Source organism: Streptomyces sp. NBC_01426 (assembly GCF_036231985.1).
In the GTDB taxonomy this organism is placed as follows: Bacteria; Actinomycetota; Actinomycetes; order Streptomycetales; family Streptomycetaceae; genus Streptomyces.
Genome location: NZ_CP109500.1, coordinates 2,840,194 through 2,862,405, shown reverse-complemented (window position 1 = coordinate 2,862,405; position 22,212 = coordinate 2,840,194). Strand labels below are relative to the sequence as shown.

The following is a 22,212-nucleotide window of genomic DNA, read 5'->3' as shown; positions in this document are numbered from 1 at the left end:
CGGTACGGGTTTCCGTACCGCCCCTCCCGTCGTTCCCGGACCGGCCGCCCGGGTGCGGGGCCTACCTCAGGCCGAGGACCAGCGCGTCCGAGGGGGAGCGCCAGACCGTGCGGGCCTCCGCGAAACCGGCCTCGCGCAGGGTACGGGCGTGCCAGGCGTCGTCCGGGGTGTCCCCGTCGGCGTGCTCGCCGAAGATCTCGTAGCGGCGCTTCGTCGGCTCGGCGAGCAGCGGGTCGGCCGCGGCCAGCGCCCACCAGTCGGCCCAGTCGACGGCGCCGGCCGCCCGGGCCCGATCCATGCCGGCGTGCCGCTGCGCACGGTCGGCGGCGTTGAGCCGCGGGGTCGTCGGGTCGGGCATGTGGTCGGCGTTCATGAAGACCCCGCCCTCGCGCACGAGCGGGGCGAGCTGCCCGTAGAGCACCGTGAGCCGCGGGCTGTGCAGCCAGTGCAGGGCGGTGGCGGTGAGCACCGCGTCGTAGGTGTCGTGCGGCAGGGCCGCGGTCCAGTCCGGGTCCTTGAGGTCCGCGGTCACGAAGGTGACCCGGGGGTCGCCCTCGAAGTGGCCGCGGGCGATCGTCAGCAGGGCCGGGTCCAGGTCCACGCCCGTACTGCGGGCCTCCGGGAACCTCTTGAGCACGCGGTCCGTGATACTTCCCGTACCGCACGCGAGATCCAGTACCCGGGGAGCGGGTCCCACCAGTGCCTCGACCATGTCCAGCATCACCCGGAACCGCTCCTCGCGGTCGGGCATGTACCACTCCTGCTGACGGTCCCAGCTGTGCTGCCAGGCCTGCCAGTCCCCGACGGTCACCGGATTCGACGCTTCGGTCATCCCGAACCCCTCCATGCGTAATACCCTCGAACCTGTAGTAGCTGTTACCGCAGACCTTAATCCGCAGCCGTAAGGACTACAAGTGGAACTGGCCCATTACTCGGACTACGCCGTGCGCCTGGTCAACACCGAGGAGCCGGCCCGCAACAAGGACTCGCTCACCTCGGTGGACGCCGTCCGCGCGCTCTTCGGGGCCAGCACCCAGATGGCCCGCCGGGTCACCGACACCGACGTCACCCGCTTCCGCAACGTCCGCGGCCGGCTGCGCTCCGTCTTCGAGGCCGCCGACGGCGGCGACCACGTGCTCGCCGTCGACCTGCTGAACTCCCTGCTCATGGAGTTCCCCGTCAGCCCCCAGGTCTCCGGGCACGAGACCCTCGACGACGACGGCCGCCCCGACTGGCACATCCACCTCGCCGAGCACCCCTCGAACGCCTCTGCCGGCTACGCGGCCATGGCCTCCTTCGGGCTCGCCTTCCACCTCACCGCGCACGGCCCGGAGCGCCTGGGCCTGTGTCAGGCGGCGCCCTGCCGCAACGCCTACCTCGACACCTCCACCAACCGGTCCCGCCGCTACTGCTCCGACCGCTGTGCCACCCGCGCGAACGTGGCCGCCTACCGGGCCCGCAAGCGCCTGGAGGCGGACGAGTCCGCACGCAGCGGCCGCACCGCCGACGCCGCCCAGGACAGCCAGGTCCTCAGCGAACGCTGAGCCCCCGGCCCCGCCGGCCTGGGCCGCAACCGCACCAACGCCGTCGCCAGCACCAGCTCCGCGGGCACCGTCCCGTAGTCGGTGCTGTCGCCGGTCTCGTTGAACGGGTTGTCCCCGAGCACCCACCAGCCGCCCGGCCGCCGCTCCACCGCGCGCTTGACCACCAGCAGGTCCTGCTGGAACGGGTGCCGCAGGACGACCACGTTCCCCGGACGCACGGGCGCCCCGTACCGGACGACCACCTGATCCCCGTGGACCAGCGTCGGGACCATCGACGGCCCGTACACGTCCAGCACGCCCAAGCGCTTCCAGGCGCGCTTGTCCTCCACCATGAGCGACCTCCTCGTCCCCTCCGCATGCTGCCGCATGGGTCCGTACATTCGCTCACCGCGGGCGCGTCGACGCTGGACTTTTGTCCTAAGCCCGCAGGGGCGCCCGCGAATTCCGGTCGGTCAGCGAGTAATCTCCCCCTTGAGAAGACGATCACGAGGAGGACAAACTCCATGCTTTCCCGCCTCTTCGCCCCCAAGGCGAAGGTCTCCGCCCACTGTGACCTGCCCTGCGGCGTGTACGACCCGGCCCAGGCCCGTATCGAGGCCGAGTCGGTCAAGGCCGTCCAGGAGAAGTACCAGGCCAACGACGACGCGGACTTCCGCGCCCGCGCGATCACCATCAAGGAGCAGCGCGCCGAGCTGGCCAAGCACCACGTCTCGGTGCTGTGGAGCGACTACTTCAAGCCGCCGCACTTCGAGAAGTACCCGCAGCTCCACACCCTGGTCAACGACACCCTGAAGGCCCTCTCGGCCGCCAAGGCGTCGAACGACCCGGCGACCGGTCAGAAGGCGCTCGACCTGATCGCCGAGATCGACCGCATCTTCTGGGAGACCAAGGCCGCCTGATCCAGGCCCGCGTCCCCACGACGAAGGGGCCCGACCGGAAACGGTCGGGCCCCTTCGTCGTGGGGACGCGAGGGACGCCGGGAAGTCCGCGGGGGACCGCCCGGCACCTGCTATTCCTCGTCCTCGTCCTCGTCGTCGAGACGCGCCAGCCAGGTGGCCAGCCGCTCCACCGGGACCTCGAAGTCCGGGTTCAGGTCGACGAAGGTGCGGAGCTGCTCGGCGAGCCACTCGAAAGTGACCTCCTCCTCGCCGCGCCGCTTCTCCAGCTCCTCGATGCCGCGATCGGTGAAGTACAAGTCGGGCTCCGTGCCGTGATGAAAGTGGGCGTGGGGTGTTTCCCGCCAGGATAATCCCGGCTCGCGGCCAGGCCTCCCGCCCTCCCCGGGCCGCCGCTAGCCTGGATGGTCACGACCTGAGGGGGCGGGGGATGCAGGACGGGCGCACGGGCGGCGCCGCGCGCGCCTTCGAGCTCCTGGAGCCCCTCGTCCGGGCGGCCACCGTACGCGTGCACGCGGCCCCGGACGGGTATGCACTCCCCGGCAGCCACTGGTCCGGTCCCACGTGGGGGAGCGGCTTCTTCATCGCCCCCGGCTGGGTCCTGACGTGCGCGCACGTGATCGGCGAAGGGGGTGCTGCGGTGCGCCTGGTCGGACGCGAGGTCGGCATCTCCTTCTTCTCCGGCGGCGCCGCCGCGGGGCTTCCGGGCGCGGCCGCGGTCACCGGGACGGTCGCGGGGCGGGTCGAATGCGTGCTCCCGGACCGCCTGGAGGAGCGCCGCCCCGGCCGGGGCGCCCTGTGGGACCTCCCGGACCTGGCCCTGATCCGGGTCCTCGCCCCCGTCTCGCACGCCTGCGTGTGGCTGACCGACCGGGCCCGACCCCGCATCGACGAGGCCGCGTACTTCGGCTGCACCGAGGACCTCGGGATGCGCGAGATCACCGGCCGTACGACACGACTGCGCGGCACCGCCGGGGGCGGCGCGGCGATCCGGCTCGGCGACGAGGACGAGATCGAACCCGGCATGTCCGGCGGCCCCGTCGTGGACCTGGCGCGCGGCGAGGTCATCGGGGTGATCAAGGCCCGGCGGCACGCCGGCGGCGGCGGCCTCGCCGTGTCCGTGGCCCAACTGCGCACCCTGCCCATGGCCGCCACCGGACAGATCGGCCTGTACCGCAGGGTCATGCAGGCCCACGACCTCTACCACTACGACCAACACCTCAGCGATCTCAACAGCCGCCGCACCTGGACCGACGTCCACGACGAACTCCCGGGCGACGAACAGGACCCCTACGGCGGCCGGGGCCGGCTCACCCGCCTCACCCCCGCCGAGCGCACCACCCTGTGCGGGCTGCTCGCCGAACTGCCGCCCCCCGGCTCCTCGGAGGCGGTCCGGTCGCTCGCCGAGGCCGCCCGCGGCGAGGAACCCGACACCGGGCTGCCCGCCCCGCTCAGCTGGCGCGACGGCCTCGGACTGCTGCACGACCCGCCGGGCGCCGGCGGGGAGGCCGCCGCGATGCTGCGGTACGCGACCGACGTCAGCGTCGCCGACCACCGCGAACCGCCCTCCCCGGGCGCCGACGAGGAACTGTGGGACTGGGTGCGCACGACCGCGGAACGGCTGTGGCGACCCCTGCGGCGCGAACTCGGCGAACGCCGCGACCGGGGCCTCGCGGACCGGGAACTGCGCCGGCGCGCCCGGGCCGGGCAGACGGCCCCGGGAAGGGCCCGGGCGGCCGGCGGCCTGCCGGCGGGTCCCTCGGTCCTGCTGGAGGTGTGGGCGCACAGCTGGGAAGAGGTCTACGACTGGCGGGTCTCGGTGCTCACGGGGCCGCAGCGGGTCACCCCGCTGGACTCCGGCACCCGCGTGAGCCCGGCCCGCCTGCCGGCGGCCTCGCGGGCGGCGCTCGCCGAGGGGTTCCGGCGGTGCGACACGCACGAGGCGGCCGCGCTCCTCGAAGTGGCCGTCGCCCCCGAGCTGTTCGGGCTGGCGGTAGACGAGTGGCCGGTGGCGGGCGGGATCCCGGTGGGCGTCCAGCGGCCGGTGGTGTTCCGCCACCCGGGCGACGGTGCGGAGCGCGACGCCGGCGCGGAGGGACCGGGCGGACGGTGGGCGCGCGTCCAGGAGGGCCCGCTCCAGGGGCGGCGCGCCGACTGCTTCCGCGGCCGTCAACGCAGCCCCTCACCGGCCTGGTTGGCGGGCCTGGTCGACAACACCGTCCCGGTGCTGTGCCGGGACGCGGCCGCCGAGCCCACCCTCGGGGCGCTGCACGCGGTCCGGGACGCGGGGTACGGGGTGCTCGTGTGCCGGCGGCCACCGGCCGACCCGGGGCAGTCGTGCGCGCCGTTCCACCGCGGGCTGCGCGAGGAACTCGCCGAGGCAGGCCGGGCGGCGGTGCTGCCGCTGCGGCTGAAGGCCCTGCGGAGCCGCGCCCACGGGGCGGACCCCGACGCCTACTGGGCCGCCGGGATGACGCTGGTGTGGGAGGACCCGGGACGGGCGCTGCCGCAGGACGAGCCGCTCCAGGGGGACCTGTGACGCCCCCCGCGGCGGGGCGCCCGCGTCGGCCGCGGCGGTGGCCGGCACGGCGTACGGGGGACCCGGGGCGGCGCCGGGAGACGCCCCCCGACGGCACGGGAACGCTGCGCACGGCACGGGAGGAGCGGACGTGAACGAGGAATGGCTGATCTACCGGGGCGTCGGTGAACCCCACGACGGCATCGACGCGCTGCCCGACCCGCCCCCCTGGCGGGACTTCGACGGCGGCCCCGCCCTGGAGGCCGGCGGCCCCGGCGCGGCGGCTGACGCGAACGTGGCCCGCCGGCTCGGCGCACACCGACAGGCGGCGGAGATGCACCGGCCGGAGCCCGAGGAACTGGAGGCGGTCAACGCCGCGCTGTACCTGCGCCGGCCGCTGCTCGTCACCGGCTTCCCCGGAACGGGCAAGTCCACGCTCGCGCACGCCGTCGCGCACGAACTGAGGCTCGGCCGCGTCCTGCGCTGGCCCGTGGTCTCACGGACCGTGCTCCAGGAGGGCCTGTACCGCTACGACGCCATCGCCCGGCTCCAGGACGTACAGATCGCGGCCGGCGGCGGGAACCCCGGCGGCTCGCCCGGGATCGGGAAGTACATCCGCCTCGGACCGCTCGGGACGGCGCTGCTGCCCACGGAACGCCCCCGCGTGCTGCTCATCGACGAGATCGACAAGAGCGACATCGACCTGCCCAACGACCTGCTGAACGTGCTGGAGGAGGGCGAGTTCACGCTGCCCGAGCTGGAACGGGTCGCGGACACCGAACCCGAGGTGCGGGTGCTCACCGACGACGGCGCCAAGGTGGCCGTGCGGGACGGCCGGGTCCGCTGCCGGGCCTTCCCCTTCATCATCCTGACCAGCAACGGCGAACGGGACTTCCCCGCCGCCCTGCTGCGCCGCTGCATCCAGCTCAAGCTCGGACAGCCCGGGGAGAAACGGCTCGCCACCATGGTCCGCGCCCACCTGGGCGAGGAGGCCGCCCGGCTGGGCGCCGACCTGATCCGGGAGTTCCTCAGTCGCTCGCAGACCGAACTCGTGGCGGCCGACCAACTCCTCAACGCCATCTACCTCACCCACCACGCGGCCCCGCCCACCCGGGAGGACCTCGCCGACCTGCTCATCCAGCGCCTCGACCGGCCGAGGTGACCCCCGTGCCCCCCGCGTTCCCCGTCGAGCCCATCCGGGAACTGGCCGCCCTGTTGCGGGCCGCCGGCCTCGACCCGTCCGCCGAGGAACTGGCCGACGCCCTGTGGCTGGCCGGGCTGACCGCAGGACCACCGGGGGAGCCCGGCGCCCGGCCCGCGCGGGTCCGCCGGCCGCGGACGCCGGCGCGGGCCGAGTCGAGGCGGCCGCCCCGGGCGCCGGAGCCCGCGCGGGAGGACACCGACCCCGAGGACCCGGTCACCCTGTATCCCGCCGGGCGCCGGTTCCCCGGCGCCGAGGTCGAGGTCGAGGCCCCGGCGGGGCTGCCCGTACGGGTGCCCGGCGCGACCGCGCTGCCCCGGATCATGGACGTCCAGCGGGCCCTGCGCGCCCTGCAACGGCGCCGGCCCGCCGCGCCGCCCACCCGTACCGTGCTCGACGAGGCGGCCACCGCGGAGGCCAGCGCCCGCGCGCTCGGGCTGCTCATCCCCGTGCTGCGGTCCGACAGCCGGCGCGAGGCCACCGTCCGGCTGGTCATGGACGCCTCCCCGTCGATGGCGGTCTGGCAGGACCTCTTCGACGAACTGCGCTCCGTGTGCGAGCGGCTGGGCGCCTTCCGGGACGTACAGGTCCACTACCTGCACCGGCTCGGCGACGGAACGGCGCTCATCGGACGCGGCCCCTCGCCGGGAGGCGCACTGCGGTCCGGGGAACAACTGCGGGACCCCACCGGGCGGACCCTGACCATGGTGGTCTCCGACTGTGCCGGACCGGTCTGGCGCGAGGGCGAGGCGCAGCGGCTCCTGTACCGGTGGGCCGAGTGCGCCCCCTGCGTCGTCGTACAGCCGCTGCCCCAGCGGCTGTGGGGCCGCAGCTGGCTGCCCACCGAGCGCGGGGAGCTGTCCCGGGTCGACGGCCGCGGGCGCCGGCTGCGGTTCCGCCCGGAACGGCCGCCCCGGCCCGGCCGCCCCACCGGCGGGCTGACCGTGCCCGTCCTGCCGCCCCACGCCCACGCCCTGGGCGCCTGGGCCCGGCTCGTCGCCGGCCTCGGCACCGGGCCCGTGCCCGCCGAGGTCGGACGGGTCCTCGCCGACCACCCGGCGGCCCCCGCGCCGCCGCCCCGGGCCGCGCGGCCGCCGCGCGAACTGGTGAGCCGCTTCCGCTCGTCGGCGTCCCCCGGGGCCGTGCAGCTCGCCGTCTACCTCGCCGCGGCGCCGCTCACCCTGCCCGTGATGCGGCTCGTACAGCGCACGATGCTCCCCGACTCGGAGCCCTCCGACCTCGCCGAGGTGCTGCTGAGCGGGCTGTTGCGGCGGGGGCCCGACAGCGGCTGGTACGCGTTCGTGCCGGGCGTGCGGGACGTGCTGCTGGGGCCGCTCGGGCGGGACGAGGCCGCCCTGGTCCTCAAGCACTGCTCGGAGTACGTCCTGGCCCACTTCGGGCGGGGCGTGCGCAACTTCCCCGCGCTGGCCGTCTCCCAGCTCACCGGCGCGCCGATGGACTCCGCCGAGGAGCGGATGCCCGCCGGCCGGCTCCCGCAGGCCTTCGCCCAGGTGTCGGCGAAGGTCGTACGGCGCTACCTGCCCGGCCCGCCGCCCGACACGGCCGAGGCCCCGCCGCCGCCCGCGACGCCCGCCGCCGACGCGCGGGAGCGGGCGCTGCGCACCGCCCTGGCCCGGCCGCTCGACGGAGGGCAGCGCGGGCTGTACGAGACCGTCACCCTGCTGCGCCGGGCCGTGGCCGCCCCGGCCGGGCCCGACGACCCGCCGGGCGAGGCCGAGGCCGAACTGGCCGGCGCCCTCCTGCGGTTGTGGGCCCTCCAGCGGGACCCGGAACTGCTCGCGGAGGCCGAGCGGGCCGTCGAGGGACAGTCCGACGCCCGGGCCCGCGCCCTGCGGGGCCGCGTGCTGTACGAACGGGCGCTCGCCGGCGTCGCGCCGGACGGCGGGCTCCCCGACGGCGCACTGCTGGAGGCGGCGGACCGGGAGTTCGCGGCGGCCGGGGCCGCGCCGGGAGCCGATCGGGCGCTGCGCCTGGACTGCGCCGTGCGCCGCGCCCGCAGCCTGGTCCGGCTCGGCGAACTGCGCCACGACCCGTGGGCGCTGCGCGAGGCACGGGCCGCGCTGGAGGCGCTCGCCGACCCGGACGACGCCGGCGACGCGGGGGAGGCGGAGGCGCGCCGGGGCCGGGAACTCGGTCGGGTCCTGCTGGCCCTGCTGCCCCACACCCCCGACCCGACGGAGCGCGCGGAGCTGGCCGAGGCGGCCGCCGGGCGGCTCACCGCCGACCCGCGGGTCGAACCGGAGGCACGCGCCCGGGTTCGCGTCGAGCGCGCCGCGGCCCTGAGCCACCTGCCCGGACGGCTGGAGGAGGCCTCCGGGGAACTGGCCACCGCGCTGACCGAGACCGGCGAGGCCGGCGCGCGGGTGGCCGCGCTGGTGTGCCTGGCCCGCGTGCACCGGGCGCGGTACGCGCGGGACGCGGACCCGCGGGCGCTGGAGGACGCGGCCGAGGCGTACGGACGGGCCCGCCGGCTGATCCCCCGGGACGGGGACGCCTTCGGCGAACTGCTGCCCGAGTGGGGTGACGTGCTCCTGGACCGGGCACGGGCGCCCGACGCCGACGCGCACCGGTTCGCGTCGACGGCCGTACGGGTGCTGCGCGAGAGCCGGGCCGCCGTGCCCCAGTCCGACCCCCGCGCCGGGCACCGGCTGCGGCGCCTCGCGGCGGGCCTGCGGCTGCGGCACGCCTACGAGGGCGACGTGGTGGACCTGCGCGAGGCGGAGTACCTGCTGGAACTGGCGGCCCGGCACGGCCGGGGCCCGCTGGAGCGGGCCGGGGCCTGGCGCGAGCACGGTGACGTCCAGCGGGAGATCCACGGGCACACCCGGGCCGTCGACCGGCTCGACCGGGCGGCGGACTCCTACCGCCGGGCCTGGCGCGAGGCGTCGGAGACGGAGCCGGGGCCCGACCGGGAGGCGGCGCTCCGGCTGGCGGTACGGGCGCAGGAGCTGCGGGGGGAGGTGCTGGAACGGCTGGCCCGGCCGCGCGCGGCGCTCGACGCGTACCGCTCCGCGGTGGAGCTGTGGCAGGGACTCGGGGGCGGGGACGCCGAGCGGCGGACCGAGCGCCTGCGGGCACGGATCCGTGTCCTGGAGGCCGGCCTGTGACCGCGCCCCGCGCGCCGGCGCGAGCGGACCGGACCTGCCCCGGTGGGCGGCGCGGGGAAGAGGGCCGGCGAGCGTCCGGCCCGGGACACGACAGGGGGGCGGACCGGAGATGGTGACGGGACGGCAGGAGACGACGACCGGTGTCCGGAGGTGTCCCGGGCGGTTACCGGACCTGTCCGGACTGGATCTGACCGCGTTGCGGGAGATCGAGCATCCGGTGCTGGCCGAGGTGATGAAGGGCATGGTCGAGCGGGTCACCCACCCCGCCGAGATCCTGAACGCCTTCGACTCGGGGGTCACCTGACACGAACCCACCACCGCCGTATACGAAGGGAGTTGACCACTTTCCGCCGTTAGTGCAGGCCGTCCGGGGGGCAGGGATGGACCGTCCCGGGGGTCCCCCCAGCGGTAGCCGGGGGAGGGAGGCACAGGCGATGAGGCGAGCGATCACCGGCGAGGGCGCGCTGCCCGCGCAACGGCCGCCCCGCGACGTCCCCGCAGGTCACGCGCACCACGCGCCGTGGCCCTACACCCGGCTCGACGTGCCCGCCCTGCGCGCCGCGGGCCACCGCCCGCACCCCATCCGGCAGTTCGTGCTCAAGACGCACAGCCGCTGCAACCTCGCCTGCACGTACTGCTACGTCTACGAGATGGCCGATCAGAGCTGGCGCGGCCGCCCCGCGCTCATGACGCCCGCGACCGCCCACCGCGCCGCCGAACGGATCGCCGAGCACGCCGCCGCCCACGACCTGACCCGCGTCGACCTCGTCCTGCACGGCGGCGAACCCCTGCTCGGCGCCCCCGAGGAACTGGCCGCCCCCGTCGAGGCCGTCCGGGCCGCCACCGGCTCCCGCGTGCGGGTCACCGCGACCGTGCAGACCAACGGCACCCTGCTCACCCGCGGCCGGCTCGCCGCGCTCGCCGCCGCCGGCATCCGCGTCGGCGTCAGCCTCGACGGCGGACTGCCCGCGCACAACGCCCGCCGGGTGGACCACGCCGGCCGCCCCGGCTTCGCCGCCGCCGCCCGGGGGCTGCGGCTGCTCGCCCGACACCCGGAGAGCTACGCCGGGGTGCTGTGCGTCGTCGACGTCACGCAGGACCCGCTGGAGGTGTACTCCTCGCTGCTCGGCTTCGCGCCGCCCACCCTCGGCCTGCTGCTGCCCCTGGCCAACTGGAACGACCCGCCGCCGGGACACGCCCCGCACACCACCCCGTACGCCGACTGGCTGCTCGCCGTCTTCGAACGCTGGTGGCACGACGGGGCACGACGGACCCGCGTCCGGATCTTCGAGGAGATCATCGCCCTACTCCTCGGCCTGCCCGAGGCCACCGAGACCCTCGGGCTCGCGCCCGCGAGCACCGCCGTGATCGAGACGGACGGCGCCATCGAACAGGCCGACTCCCTGAAGTCGGCCTACGAGGGCGCCGCCGCCACCGGACTCCACGTCGACCGACACAGCTTCGACGAACTCCTCGACCATCCCGGGTTCGCCGCCCGCCAACTCGGACGGGACGCGCTCGCGCCGGGCTGCCGCGCCTGCGAACTCGTCGAGGTGTGCGGCGGCGGCCACTACCCGCACCGCTACCGGGCCGGCGAGGGCTTCCGCCGGCCCTCCGTCTACTGCGCGGACCTCCAGGTCCTCATCCGGCACATCGCCCGGGCGCTGCACACCGCCACCGCGGGACGGGCCGCCTCATGAGCGAGGACCCCGAACCCCCGGCGGGCACCGGCCTCGCCCCGTTCACCGTCGACTCCCACACCCTGCGCGCCCTCGCCTCCACCGAACCCTCCGCCGAGGGCACCCGCCTGGTCCGCGACGTCCGCAGGTCGAAACGACTGCTCCTGCTGCGCGCCGTCCTCGACGCCGCACCCGGCCCCGAGACCGCCGAGCACTGGGCGCTGCTGGAGGAGGCCGAGCGGCACGACCCCGACGCGGTGCGCGACGTACTGCACTACCCCGCCACCGGGGTCTGGGCCGAGGAGACCCTGCGCCGGCTCCACGACCCCGACGGACCCGCGCCCGACCTCGGCCGGCTCGGGGCGCTCGCCGCCGCCGCCGCGCTGCGCTCCGGCATCACCTTCAAGACCACCCTGCGCCCCGTGCACGGCCGGCTCGTGCTGCCCACCCTCGGTCTGCTGCGGCCCGATCGTCCCGGCCCCCTCGCCGTCACCGAGCGCTCCTGGGAGACCGCCGTGGACGCCGTGCCCCTGCACGGGCTGCCCGGCGGCCGGACCACCCTCGACGACCTCGACCCGTACCGGGCGCCCTCGGCCCCCCCGGCCCCCGTGCGCCCCGCCCGACGGCTCACCCCCAAGGGGCACAAGCGCTGGGACACCCAGTGGTCCGGCGCGCTCACCCTGTTGCGCCGCTACGACGCCGCCCGCGCCGACGAGGTGGGCCGCCTCCTGCGCTCCGTCGTCCCGCTGGCCGGCGGCTCCCGCTCCAGCGGCGCCACCCTGCCCGCCGCCGCGGGCTCCGTGCTCGCCCGCACGCAGCCCCCGCCCGCCCTCGCCGCCACCCTCGTCCACGAGGTCCAGCACGGGAAGCTGACCGCCCTCGCGGACGTCCTGACCCTGCACACCGCCGACCGCACCCCCTGCCACTGGGCGCCCTGGCGCAGCGACCCGCGCCCCCTGGACGGGCTGCTGCACGGCGCGTACGCCCACCTGGCCCTGGCCGGCTACTGGCAGCGCGCCGCCCTGTACGGGGCGCGGGGCGCCTGGGCCCAACACGCCCGGATCCGCGCCCAGGTGGCCGCCGTGCTGCCCGCACTGCGCGGACATCCCCGACTGACCGCCACCGGAAGGGAGTTCACCGACGGCATGGCCGCCGCCGAACGCGCGATGGACGAACTGCCACCGCCCGGAAACCAGTACGCCACGGCCCGCCGGACCCTGGAGCGCGAACGCCGCGCCTGGTGCGAGAACCACCCCGAACTCACCGCATTCGCCGAGGGCTGACGAACCGTCCGCTGCGGTACCTTTCAAACCCGTCCACCGCCCGGATTCCAGGGAGACGGCCGCATGACGACCGGTACGCGCCACGACCGCGACGGAGCCCCGCAGCCGCAACGCTTCGTCATCAGCTTCGCGGGGTTCAACCGCCCCTGGGCCGTGTGGATCGCCCACCGCCTGGAGGAGCACGGCCACCGCGTGGCCCTGCAACGCTGGGACCCGCAGACGAGCCCCGGCCTCACCGAGGCCCTGGAAGACCTGGCCCGCTCCGGCGGCCGGATCCTGGTCGTCCTCAGCGAGCGCTACTTCTCCGCGGGCACCCACACCGACGAGGAGTGGAACGCCGCCCTGCGCACCGTCACCGGCGCCCACCCCGACCGGTTCGCCGCCGTCTGCCTCACCGACTCCCCGCTGCCCAGCGCCGTCGCCGCCCTGGAGAAGACCGACCTGTGGGGCCTGGACGCGTACGAGGCCGAGTACCGCGTCCTGCGCCGACTGGAGCTGCCCACCGACCGGATCGGCACCGAGAGCGGCCGCCGCGGCCCCCGCTTTCCCAACGACCCCCCGGAGGTCTGGGGCCGCGTCCCGCGCCGCAACCCCCGCTTCACCGGCCGCAACGACGTCATCGGCGCCCTGCGGGCCGCCCTCACCGAGGCACCCCCCGGCGCGTCCACCGTCACCCTGCTGGGGCTCTCCGGCGTCGGCAAGACCCAGGTGGCCACCGAGTACGCCTACCGCTTCGCCTCCGAGTACGACGTGGTGTGGTGGGTCCCCGCCGAGGACCGGCCCACCCTGCGCGAACGCCTCGCCGACCTGGCGCCCGCCCTCGACCTGCCGCGCGGCGCGGGCAGTTACGGCGAGCAGATCCGGGCCGTGCTGGAGGCGCTGCGCCGCGGCACCCCCTACCACCGCTGGCTGCTCGTCTTCGACGGCTGCGACCACCCCGACGACCTCATCGACCTGCTGCCGTCCGGCGCCGGCGACGTCATCATCACCTCCCGCAACCGCGAGTGGGCCGCCCGCCACACGAGCCTCGTCGAGGTCCCGCTCTACGCCCGGCCCGAGTCCGTCACCTTCATCCGCCGGCGGGCCCGCCGGCTCTCCGGGGACGAGGCCGACCAGCTCGCGGAAGCGCTGGAGGACTACCCGCTGGCCCTCGACCAGACCGCGGGCTGGCTCGCCGACTCGCCGCTCGGCGTCGGCGAGTACCTCACCCTGCTCCGGCGCCGGCTGGACACCCACGAGGCCGTCACCCTCTCCGACGACTACCCGCTGCCCTTCCCCACGGCGCTCGCGATACTGCTCAACAACGTCCGGGAGAACTTCCCCGACGCCCTCGCGCTGCTGCGCCTGTTCGTCTTCTTCGCGCCCGGCCGCGTCCCGCTGCGCCTGCTGCGCGAGTTCCCCGCCGCCGACGTCCCCGAGCACCTCGCCGGCCTGATCAACGACCAGATCCGCTGGAACGCCGCCCTCAACAAGCTCGTGCAGTTCTCCGTCGTCCGCCTGGAGTACTCCGACCTGTCCGTCGAGGAGGGCGGCGGCGGCCTGGAGACCGTCCAACTGCACCGCATGGTCCACAACATCGTCCGCGACGACCTCGGCGAGGAGGAGGCCGAGCAGCTCTCCCGCGCCGTCCGCCAGGTCCTCGCCGCCGCCGACCCGGGCCGGCCCACCGACTCCCGACTCTGGCCCCGGTACGCCGAACTCATCCCGCACCTGGAGACGGCCGGCGTCCTGACCAGCACGAACCCCCGCATCCAGAACTTCCTGCTGCACTGCCTGCGCTACCTGATCCTCGCCGGGGAGTACCGCACCTGCCTGCGGCTCGCCGAGGAGACCGACGGCGCCTGGCGGTCCATGCTCGGCGAGGACCACGACCAGGTCCGCGAACTCAGCTACCACCACGGCGGCGCCCTGCGCATGCTCGGCCACTTCCGCCGGGCCGAGGTCCTCGCCAAGTCGGTCGCGGACCGGCTCGTCGAGGAACGCGGCGACCGCGACCTGGAGACCCTGCGCGCGACCAGCACGTACGCGGGAGTGCTGCTCGGCACCGCCAAGTTCGAACAGGCCCGCCTGCTGCTGGAACACGCCTTCACCACCTACCGCGAACTGCTCGGCGAGGACGACTCCACCACCCTCAACGCCCAGAACAACGTCGCCGTCGCCCTGCGCCTCCTCGGCCGCTACCAGGAGGCGTACGACACCGACCTCGACACCCTGCGCCGCCGCGAACGGGTCCTGCGGGTACGGCACATCGCCACCCTCTCCTCGGGCATCGGCTGCGCCATGGGCCTGCGGCTCATGGGCCGCTACCGCGAGGCACAGGCCCGTCAGGAACAGGGGCTCAAACTCAACGCCCAGGTACTCGGCCCCAACCACCCGCAGACCCTGCGCGCCGAACACAACCTCGGCATGTGCCTGCGCCGCGCCGGCGACATCCCCGGCGCCGGCGCCCGCCTGCGCGGCGTCCTGGAACGCTCGACGCGGGTGTTCGGCGCCGAGTTCCCCTGGACCCTGATGGTCGCCTCCGACTACGCCACCTACCTGCGCGAGTACGGCGACGTCGGCGAGGCCCGCCGGATCTCCGAGGAGGTCGTGCGCGGCTACCAGTCCCAACTGGGCCTGGCCCACCCGTACAGCATCGGCACCGTGGGCAACCTCGGCCTGGTCCTGCGCGCCCAGGGCGAACGGGAGGAGGCCCTCAACCTCGCCGAACAGGCCCTGGTCGGCATGCGGGGCGCACTCGGCGGCCGGCACCCCTGGACGCTGGGCTGCGCCCTGAACGCCACCGGACACCGCAACATCACCGGACGGCTGGAGGACGCCGTGGACCTCAGCCGGGAGACCCTGCGGACCGCCGAACAGGTGCTGGGGCCCGACCACCCGATGACGCTGAGCGCGGAGATCGCCCTCGCCGCCGACCTGCGGGCCGTCCGGGAGGACGTGGAGGCCTCGAAGCACGAGGACGCCGGGCTGCGGGCGCTGATGCGCACCCTCGGCCCGCAGCACGTCCACACCGTGTCCGCGCGCCAACAGACCCGGCCCTACTGGGACTTCGAACCCCAGCCGTAGACCCCAGCCGTAGACCCCGGCCGTAGACCTCAGCCGTGGACCCCGGCGGCAGCCGCGGCCGGAAACGCCGGAAGGCCCGGACCCCCTTGGGGGTCCGGGCCTTCACGGTGCGAGCCGGTGCGGCGATCAGGCCTCGAAGACCTCGTTCAGCAGCAGCTGCTGCTCCGCCTGGTGACGCTTGGCGGAACCCACGGCCGGGGACGAACCGTGCGGACGCGACACGCGCCGCAGCCGCTCGCCCGCCGGGATGTCGGCGCCGACCGCCAGGTCGAGGTGGTCGATCAGGTTCAGCGCGATGAACGGCCACGCACCCTGGTTCGCCGGCTCCTCCTGCGCCCAGATGTACTTGGCCGCGTTCGGGAACTTGGCGATCTCCGCCTGGAGCTCCGCACCCGGCAGCGGGTACAGACGCTCGATGCGCAGGATCGCGGTGTCCGTGATGCCGCGCTTCTCCCGCTCGGCCTCCAGGTCGTAGTAGACCTTGCCGGCGCAGAAGACGACCTTGCGGACCGCGTTCGGGTCCACGGTGGAGTCCCCGATGACCGGACGGAACGAACCGTTGGTGAACTCCTCCGCCTTCGACGCCGCCGCCTTCAGACGCAGCATCGACTTCGGGGTGAAGACGATGAGCGGCTTGTGGTGCGGGTTGTGGACCTGCCAGCGCAGCAGGTGGAAGTAGTTCGACGGCAGGGTCGGCATCGCGACCGTCATGTTGTCCTGCGCGCACATCTGGAGGAAGCGCTCGGGACGCGCGGACGAGTGGTCCGGGCCCTGGCCCTCGTAGCCGTGCGGCAGCAGCAGCGTGACGCCGGACGTCTGGCCCCACTTCTGCTCGGCCGAGGAGATGAACTCGTCGACGACGGTCTGCGCGCCGTTGACGAAGTCACCGAACTGGGCCTCCCAGAGGACCAGCGCGTCCGGACGGGCCAGCGAGTAGCCGTACTCGAAGCCCATGGCCGCGTACTCGGAGAGCAGCGAGTCGTAGACGTTGTAGCGGGCCTGGTCGTCCGACAGGTACAGCAGCGGGGTGTAGTCCTCGCCGGTCTCCCGGTCGATGAGGACCGCGTGACGCTGACCGAAGGTGCCGCGGCGCGAGTCCTGGCCGGACAGCCGGACCGGGGTGCCCTCCATCAGCAGCGAACCGAAGGCCAGGGTCTCGCCCATGCCCCAGTCGATCGTGCCCTCGTCGATCATCGCCGCGCGGCGCTGGAGCTGCGGCAGCAGACGGGGGTGCACGGTGACCGTGTCGGGGATGTTGACCTGGGCCTCGGCGATCCGCTTCACGACCTCCTGCGAGACCGCGGTGTTCACCGGGACCGGGAAGTTGGCGGTGGGCGCCGGGACCTGCGGGGCGGCCGCGGGCTGCGTGGCGGCCTCGCGGACCTCCGCGAAGACCTTCTCCAGCTGGCCCTGGAAGTCCTGGAGCGCCTGCTCGGCCTCTTCCAGGGTGATGTCGCCGCGACCGATGAGGGACTCGGTGTAGAGCTTGCGCACCGAGCGCTTCTTGTCGATCAGGTCGTACATCAGCGGCTGGGTGAACGCCGGGTTGTCGGACTCGTTGTGGCCGCGACGGCGGTAGCAGATGAGGTCGATGACCACGTCCTTGTTGAACGCCTGACGGAACTCGAAGGCGAGCCGCGCGATGCGGACCACGGCCTCCGGGTCGTCGCCGTTCACGTGGAAGATCGGCGCCTCGATCATGCGGGCCACGTCGGTCGCGTACATCGAGGAACGCGAGGACTCCGGGGCGGCGGTGAAGCCGACCTGGTTGTTGATGACCACGTGCACGGTGCCGCCGGTGCGGTAGCCGCGCAGCTGCGACATGTTCAGCGTCTCGGCGACCACACCCTGGCCGGCGAAGGCCGCGTCGCCGTGCAGGGCCAGCGGCAGGACCGTGAAGTCCGTGCCGCCCTTGTTGATGACGTCCTGCTTGGCGCGGGCGACACCCTCCAGGACCGGGTCCACGGCCTCCAGGTGGGAGGGGTTCGCGACGAGCGAGACCTTGATCTGCTCGCCGTCCAGGCCCGTGAAGGTGCCCTCGGCACCCAGGTGGTACTTGACGTCGCCGGAGCCGTGCATCGACTTCGGGTCGAGGTTGCCCTCGAACTCGCGGAAGATCTGCGCGTACGACTTGCCGACGATGTTGGCCAGGACGTTCAGCCGGCCGCGGTGGGCCATGCCGATGACGACCTCTTCGAGGCGGGCCTCGGCGGCCGAGTCGATGACGGCGTCGAGCAGCGGGATGACGGACTCGCCGCCCTCCAGGGAGAACCGCTTCTGACCGACGTACTTCGTCTGCAGGAAGGTCTCGAAGGCCTCCGCCGCGTTCAGCCGGCGCAGGATCCGCAGCTGCTCCTCGCGCTCCGGCTTGGAGTGCGGGCGCTCGATGCGGTCCTGGATCCAGCGGCGCTGCTTCGGGTCCTGGATGTGCATGAACTCGACGCCGGTGGTGCGGCAGTACGAGTCGCGCAGCACGCCGAGGATGTCGCGGAGCTTCATCATCGACTTGCCGGAGAAGCCGCCGACCGCGAACTCGCGCTCCAGGTCCCACAGGGTGAGGCCGTGCTCGGTGATGTCGAGGTCGGGGTGCTTGCGCTGCTTGTACTCCAGCGGGTCGGTGTCGGCCATGACGTGGCCGCGGACCCGGTAGGAGTGGATCAGCTCGAAGACGCGGGCGGCCTTCGTGACGTCGTCGTCATGCGAGGCGTCGATGTCCCGGAGCCAGCGGACCGGCTCGTACGGGATGCGCAGCGCCTCGAAGACGTCGTCGTAGAAGCCGCTCTCGCCCAGCAGCAGGTTCGCGACGATGCGCAGGAACTCGCCGGAGGCCGCGCCCTGGATGACCCGGTGGTCGTAGGTCGAGGTCAGGGTCATGACCTTGGAGATGCCCAGCTTGTTCAGGGTGTCCTGCGAGGTGCCCTGGAACTCGGCGGGGTAGTCCATGGAGCCGACGCCCATGATGACCGACTGTCCGGGCATCAGGCGGGGCACGGAGTGCACGGTGCCCAGGCCGCCGGGGTTGGTCAGCGAGACCGTGACGCCCGTGAAGTCGTCCATCGTCAGCTTGCCGACGCGGGCGCGCCGGACGATGTCCTCGTAGGCCTGCCAGAACTCGAAGAAGTTGAGGGTCTCGGCCTTCTTGATGCCGGCGACGACGAGCTGGCGGTCGCCGTTCGGCTTCACCAGGTCGATCGCGAGACCGAAGTTGATGTGCTCCGGCTTGACCAGGGTCGGCTTGCCGTCCTTCTCCGCGAAGGAGTAGTTCATGGCCGGCATGGCCTTGATCGCCTGCACCATCGCGTAGCCGATGAGGTGCGTGAAGGAGATCTTCCCGCCCCGGGCGCGCTTGAGGTGGTTGTTGATGACGATGCGGTTGTCGAACAGCAGCTTCACCGGGACGGCGCGGACGGAGGTGGCCGTCGGGACGTCGAGGGAGGCGTTCATGTTCTTCGCCACGGCAGCGGCGGGGCCGCGGAGCGTCACCAGTTCGGGGCCCGAGGGGGCCTCGGTGGCGGGCGCGGCCTTGGGAGCTGCGGGAGCGGGCGCGGCGGCAGCCGGAGCCTGAGCGGAGGGCGCGGCCGGTGCGGCGGCCTGGGCCTGGGAGGTGACAGTCACAGCAGGGGCACCAGAGGGGGTGGCAGGAGCAGGGGCAGGAGCTGACACAGGCGGGGTCGCGGCCGAGGGCGAGGGCGCGGCGTCAGCCGCTCCCGCGGCACCGGTGCTCGCACCGGCGCTCGCCGCCCCCGTGGCGGCCGCGACGGGGGCCTGCGGGGCCTGGGCGGCGGGGCTGGCGGCCTGTGCGGAGGCGCCATCCTTCGTCGTCGGGGACTTCTCGGGACCGTCGGGCTTGGCGGGGGCTGCTGCGCCCCCGGCCTTGTAGTCGGCGAAGAAGTCCCACCAGGCCCGGTCGACCGAGTTCGGGTCCTGGAGGTACTGCTGATAGATCTCGTCGACGAGCCACTCATTGGCACCGAAGCCTGAGGCAGGGGTCTTCCCGCCCTCTGCTGCTTCGGTCGTGGTGCTCGAGTTACTGGGGGACTGTGGCGACACGGCGGCAACCGCCCTCTTCCGCTTCACAAGGTATGGACAGCGGGAATAAAGGCTACGCCTCCCCCGGCGTCCGATGCAGGCCGGGCGGGACTTACGTCGCGCAGGTCACATCGAAAGGCGTGTTTCGCCGCTTGGAATGGCGGGAAACAAGCGTGGTTCGGGTAGGGGACACCGTGGTTGCGGCCCCCTTGGCTTCGCACCCCTGACGGACCCCGGCGCGTGTGGCCGAGATCATGTCCTTCCCACTCGAACCCTACGTCAACGCGATGCCTGGGAGCTGCCCGGAAGCGTGACGAGGATGCGGCAGCCGCGTGACGATTCGGCCACTCCGATCTGGCCCCCGTGCAGGCCGACGGCCCAGCGGGCGATCGCCAGGCCCAGTCCGGTGCCCCCGTCGCCGCCACCGGAATTCCCCCGGTTGAACCGCTCGAAGACCCGGTGCCACTCGGATTCGGGGATCCCGGGACCCTCGTCCCGCACCTCCAGGTCCAGGCTCCCGGGCGCGTCGCCGGCCCGGGCCCGGACCGTGACCCGGCCGTGCGGGGGGCTGTGCTTGACCGCGTTGTCGATCAGGTTCGCCACCACCTGGTGGAGCCGTTCCGCGTCGGCGTACGCCGTCAGTTCGAAAGGGAACACGTCCAGGTGGAGGTGGACGTCGTTGCGGGTGTGCCCGCCCGAACCGGAGGTCAGCCCCGGCCGCCCGGCGGCCGCCAGCCCGGACTCCTTGAGCACCCCCGACAGGTACGGCCACACCTCGAACCGGCGCGCCCGCAGCGGGACCACGCCGTTGTCCACCCGGGACAGGTCCAGCAGGGTCTCCACCAGCCGGCCCAGCCGCTCGGTCTGCTTCAGCGCCGTCCGCATGGTCTCCGGGTCGGCGGCCGACACCCCGTCGACCACGTTCTCCAGCACCGCCCGCAGGGCCGCGATCGGCGTGCGCAGCTCGTGGGAGACGTTGGCGACCAGCTCCTTGCGGTGCCGGTCCACCGCCTCCAGGTCGTCCGCCATCAGGTTGATCGTCGCGGCCAGGTCGCCCAGCTCGTCGCGGCGCCCCGCCTCGCGGACCCGGCGGGTGTAGTCCCCGTGGGAGATCGCCCGGGCCACCGTGGTCATGTCGTCGAGCGGCGCCGTCAGACCGTGCGCCACGAACTGGGTGATCAGCATCGAGGCGATCACCGAGAACACCGTGATGAACCGCAGCTCGGTGTCCGTGCGCAGGGCCACCAGCAGCAGGCCCGTGGTGATGAAGACCGACACCACGACGAGCGTGCCCAGCTTCGTCTTGATCGAGAACGGCGAGAAGGGTCGCAGCCCGCCCGGCTGCCGCTGGCTCACGGCTGGGCCGGGGTCTCCAGGGCGTACCCGACGCCGTGGACCGTGCGGATCCGTTCCGCGCCGATCTTCCGGCGCAGCGCCTTGATGTGGCTGTCGACGGTACGGGTCCCGGACGCGTCGGCCCAGTCCCACACCTCCGCCAGCAACTGCTCCCGCGAGAGGACCGCCCGCGGCGTGCCGGCCAGGCACACCAGCAGATCGAACTCGGTCGGTGTCAGGTGCACGTCCTCGGTGTGCACGCGGACCCGGCGCTGCGCGTGGTCGATCTCCAGATCGCCCAGGCGCAGGGTGGCCCCGCGCGGGGCCGTCGCGGCCAGTGTGGCCCGCTCCACCCGTCTCAGCAGTACGTGGACCCGTGCGGCCAGCTCGCGCATCGAGAACGGCTTCGTCATGTAGTCGTCGGCCCCGACCCCGAGGCCGACGAGCATGTCGGTCTCGTCGTCCCGGGCGGTGAGCATCAGCACCGGCACCGGACGCTGTGCCTGCACCCGACGGCAGACCTCCAGCCCGTCGAAGCCGGGCAGCATGACGTCCAGCACCAGCAGCTCGGGCAGCCAGCTCTCGGCCGCCGAGACGGCGGCAGGGCCGTCGTGGGCGGCCTGGACCTGGAAGCCCTCGGCGCGCAGCCGGGCCGCGACGGCGTCGGCGATGGTGCGGTCGTCCTCGACCACGAGCACGCGCCGCTGGGCGCCTGGGGTGGCCGCGGCGCCGTTGTGGGTGGTGTGTGTCTGTTCCATGTCCCGCCCCTGAAGAACCCGCGTGATGGGGTGCAGCGTAGAGGAGGCGCAGGCCTGCGGCTATGTGGGGCCGACCGGGCCCCGGGCCAGGTGGACGACGTCCGGGACACCTCGGGCGACTCGCACTTCTTCCGTCCGTACCGACTCGAATCCGGCATTCCGCAGTGCCTGCTCGAAGGCCGCGGAGGGTCGCGCGGACCAGACGGCGAGCACCCCGCCGGCGGTGAGGCGGGCCCGGCAGGCGGCGAGGCCCGCGGGGGAGTACAGGCCGCGGTTGTCGTCGGTCACGGTCCAGTCCGGCCCGTTGTCGATGTCCAGGCAGAGGGCGTCGTACCGGTCGTCCGTGGCGTGGAGGTAGGCGACGAGATCGGCGTGCAGGACGCGGACCCGGGGGTCGGCGAGGGCGGCGGCCGAGAGCGGGGCCAGCGGCCCGCCGCGGTGCCAGTCGATGATCGCCTCCTCGCGCTCGGCGACGACGATCCGACCCCAGTGCGGCTGGGAGGCCGCGTGGGCGAGGGAGAAGCCGACGCCGAGACCGCCGACGAGCACGGACGGGGCCGCCGGGGCCGGGTCCAGGGCGCCGAACGCCGCGTCGATCAGCAGGCGTTCGGAGCGGCCGTCCGAAGTGTCCATGAGGAAACAGCCGTTGGCGATGATCTCGTGGGTCTCCCCGCGCCGGCGCAACACCACCTCCCCGTACGGTCCTTCGCGGCGGTCGACGGTGACGGGTTCCGGTGCGGGGGCGGTCATCGGTCTTCCTTCCCGTGGCCGCTCG

General features: G+C 74.0%; 16 protein-coding genes. 9 read left to right on the top strand and 7 right to left on the bottom strand.

What is annotated here, in order from left to right:
* Positions 1-61 precede the first annotated feature (61 nt).
* Positions 62-832, bottom strand: a complete 771-nt coding sequence (locus OG906_RS12315; RefSeq protein WP_329442478.1) for a class I SAM-dependent methyltransferase — start codon at positions 830-832, stop codon at positions 62-64.
* Between the two features lie 82 nt (positions 833-914).
* Here OG906_RS12315 and OG906_RS12310 point away from each other — a divergent pair, with 82 nt between their 5' ends.
* Complete coding sequence (locus OG906_RS12310) at positions 915-1,544, top strand: CGNR zinc finger domain-containing protein (protein ID WP_267797119.1); 630 nt, start codon at positions 915-917, stop codon at positions 1,542-1,544.
* Here the strand turns inward: OG906_RS12310 and sodX are convergent.
* Positions 1,448-1,876, bottom strand: a complete 429-nt coding sequence (sodX, locus tag OG906_RS12305; RefSeq protein WP_267797120.1) for a nickel-type superoxide dismutase maturation protease — start codon at positions 1,874-1,876, stop codon at positions 1,448-1,450. The two genes, OG906_RS12310 and sodX, sit on opposite strands and share 97 nt — an antisense overlap.
* A gap of 171 nt (positions 1,877-2,047) precedes the next feature.
* Between sodX and sodN the strand changes: the two genes are divergently transcribed.
* The gene (sodN, locus tag OG906_RS12300) at positions 2,048-2,443 is read left to right on the top strand and encodes a superoxide dismutase, Ni (protein WP_030036761.1); all 396 of its coding nucleotides are present in this window, start codon (positions 2,048-2,050) and stop codon (positions 2,441-2,443) included.
* 110 nt (positions 2,444-2,553) lie between these two features.
* On the opposite strand, the gene OG906_RS12295 is transcribed toward sodN, so the two are convergent.
* On the bottom strand, positions 2,554-2,739 hold the full coding sequence (locus OG906_RS12295; protein WP_030190019.1) for a DUF6104 family protein: 186 nt from the start codon (positions 2,737-2,739) through the stop codon (positions 2,554-2,556).
* A gap of 131 nt (positions 2,740-2,870) precedes the next feature.
* Here OG906_RS12295 and OG906_RS12290 point away from each other — a divergent pair, with 131 nt between their 5' ends.
* The 7 genes from OG906_RS12290 (at position 2,871) to fxsT (ending at position 15,315) form a co-directional block, all read left to right on the top strand.
* Positions 2,871-4,979 (top strand): VMAP-C domain-containing protein, encoded by a 2,109-nt coding sequence (locus OG906_RS12290; protein WP_329442475.1) that lies wholly within the window; start codon positions 2,871-2,873, stop codon positions 4,977-4,979.
* A gap of 130 nt (positions 4,980-5,109) precedes the next feature.
* Complete coding sequence (locus tag OG906_RS12285) at positions 5,110-6,120, top strand: AAA family ATPase (RefSeq protein WP_329442474.1); 1,011 nt, start codon at positions 5,110-5,112, stop codon at positions 6,118-6,120.
* 5 nt (positions 6,121-6,125) lie between these two features.
* The gene (locus tag OG906_RS12280; protein ID WP_329442472.1) at positions 6,126-9,287 is read left to right on the top strand and encodes an SAV_2336 N-terminal domain-related protein; all 3,162 of its coding nucleotides are present in this window, start codon (positions 6,126-6,128) and stop codon (positions 9,285-9,287) included.
* Positions 9,288-9,396: 109 nt separating this feature from the next.
* Positions 9,397-9,591, top strand: a complete 195-nt coding sequence (gene fxsA, locus OG906_RS12275; RefSeq protein ID WP_267797124.1) for an FxSxx-COOH cyclophane-containing RiPP peptide — start codon at positions 9,397-9,399, stop codon at positions 9,589-9,591.
* Between the two features lie 130 nt (positions 9,592-9,721).
* Positions 9,722-10,987, top strand: coding sequence for an FxsB family cyclophane-forming radical SAM/SPASM peptide maturase (locus OG906_RS12270; RefSeq protein WP_329442469.1), 1,266 nt, complete (start codon positions 9,722-9,724; stop codon positions 10,985-10,987).
* Positions 10,984-12,249, top strand: a complete 1,266-nt coding sequence (locus tag OG906_RS12265) for an HEXXH motif domain-containing protein (RefSeq protein WP_329442467.1) — start codon at positions 10,984-10,986, stop codon at positions 12,247-12,249. Before OG906_RS12270 ends, OG906_RS12265 begins: the two co-directional genes overlap by 4 nt.
* 63 nt (positions 12,250-12,312) lie before the next feature.
* Positions 12,313-15,315, top strand: coding sequence for an FxSxx-COOH system tetratricopeptide repeat protein (fxsT, locus tag OG906_RS12260; protein WP_329442465.1), 3,003 nt, complete (start codon positions 12,313-12,315; stop codon positions 15,313-15,315).
* Positions 15,316-15,441: 126 nt separating this feature from the next.
* Here the strand turns inward: fxsT and OG906_RS12255 are convergent, their stop codons facing one another.
* The 4 genes from OG906_RS12255 to OG906_RS12240 all read right to left on the bottom strand — a co-directional run bounded on the left by OG906_RS12255 (position 15,442) and on the right by OG906_RS12240 (position 22,187).
* The gene (locus tag OG906_RS12255) at positions 15,442-19,365 is read right to left on the bottom strand and encodes a multifunctional oxoglutarate decarboxylase/oxoglutarate dehydrogenase thiamine pyrophosphate-binding subunit/dihydrolipoyllysine-residue succinyltransferase subunit (RefSeq protein ID WP_329442463.1); all 3,924 of its coding nucleotides are present in this window, start codon (positions 19,363-19,365) and stop codon (positions 15,442-15,444) included.
* Positions 19,366-19,623: 258 nt separating this feature from the next.
* Positions 19,624-20,700 (bottom strand): HAMP domain-containing sensor histidine kinase, encoded by a 1,077-nt coding sequence (locus OG906_RS12250; RefSeq protein ID WP_267797129.1) that lies wholly within the window; start codon positions 20,698-20,700, stop codon positions 19,624-19,626.
* Positions 20,697-21,437: a response regulator transcription factor gene (locus OG906_RS12245; RefSeq protein WP_329442461.1), complete on the bottom strand. Its 741-nt coding sequence runs from the start codon at positions 21,435-21,437 to the stop codon at positions 20,697-20,699. The genes OG906_RS12250 and OG906_RS12245 overlap by 4 nt, the downstream gene beginning before the upstream one ends.
* 60 nt (positions 21,438-21,497) lie before the next feature.
* Positions 21,498-22,187, bottom strand: a complete 690-nt coding sequence (locus OG906_RS12240; protein ID WP_329442459.1) for a spermidine synthase — start codon at positions 22,185-22,187, stop codon at positions 21,498-21,500.
* Positions 22,188-22,212: the final 25 nt, after the last annotated feature.

Excerpts from the sequence above, each read along its gene's own strand:
- OG906_RS12315 (WP_329442478.1), bottom strand. The coding sequence starts at position 832 with ATGACCGAAGCGTCGAATCCGGTGACCGTCGGGGACTGGCAGGCCTGG.
- sodX (WP_267797120.1), bottom strand. The coding sequence starts at position 1,876 with ATGGTGGAGGACAAGCGCGCCTGGAAGCGCTTGGGCGTGCTGGACGTG.
- sodN (WP_030036761.1), top strand. The coding sequence starts at position 2,048 with ATGCTTTCCCGCCTCTTCGCCCCCAAGGCGAAGGTCTCCGCCCACTGT.
- OG906_RS12290 (WP_329442475.1), top strand. The coding sequence starts at position 2,871 with ATGCAGGACGGGCGCACGGGCGGCGCCGCGCGCGCCTTCGAGCTCCTG.
- fxsA (WP_267797124.1), top strand. The coding sequence starts at position 9,397 with ATGGTGACGGGACGGCAGGAGACGACGACCGGTGTCCGGAGGTGTCCC.
- OG906_RS12270 (WP_329442469.1), top strand. The coding sequence starts at position 9,722 with ATGAGGCGAGCGATCACCGGCGAGGGCGCGCTGCCCGCGCAACGGCCG.
- OG906_RS12265 (WP_329442467.1), top strand. The coding sequence starts at position 10,984 with ATGAGCGAGGACCCCGAACCCCCGGCGGGCACCGGCCTCGCCCCGTTC.
- fxsT (WP_329442465.1), top strand. The coding sequence starts at position 12,313 with ATGACGACCGGTACGCGCCACGACCGCGACGGAGCCCCGCAGCCGCAA.
- OG906_RS12245 (WP_329442461.1), bottom strand. The coding sequence starts at position 21,437 with ATGGAACAGACACACACCACCCACAACGGCGCCGCGGCCACCCCAGGC.
- OG906_RS12240 (WP_329442459.1), bottom strand. The coding sequence starts at position 22,187 with ATGACCGCCCCCGCACCGGAACCCGTCACCGTCGACCGCCGCGAAGGA.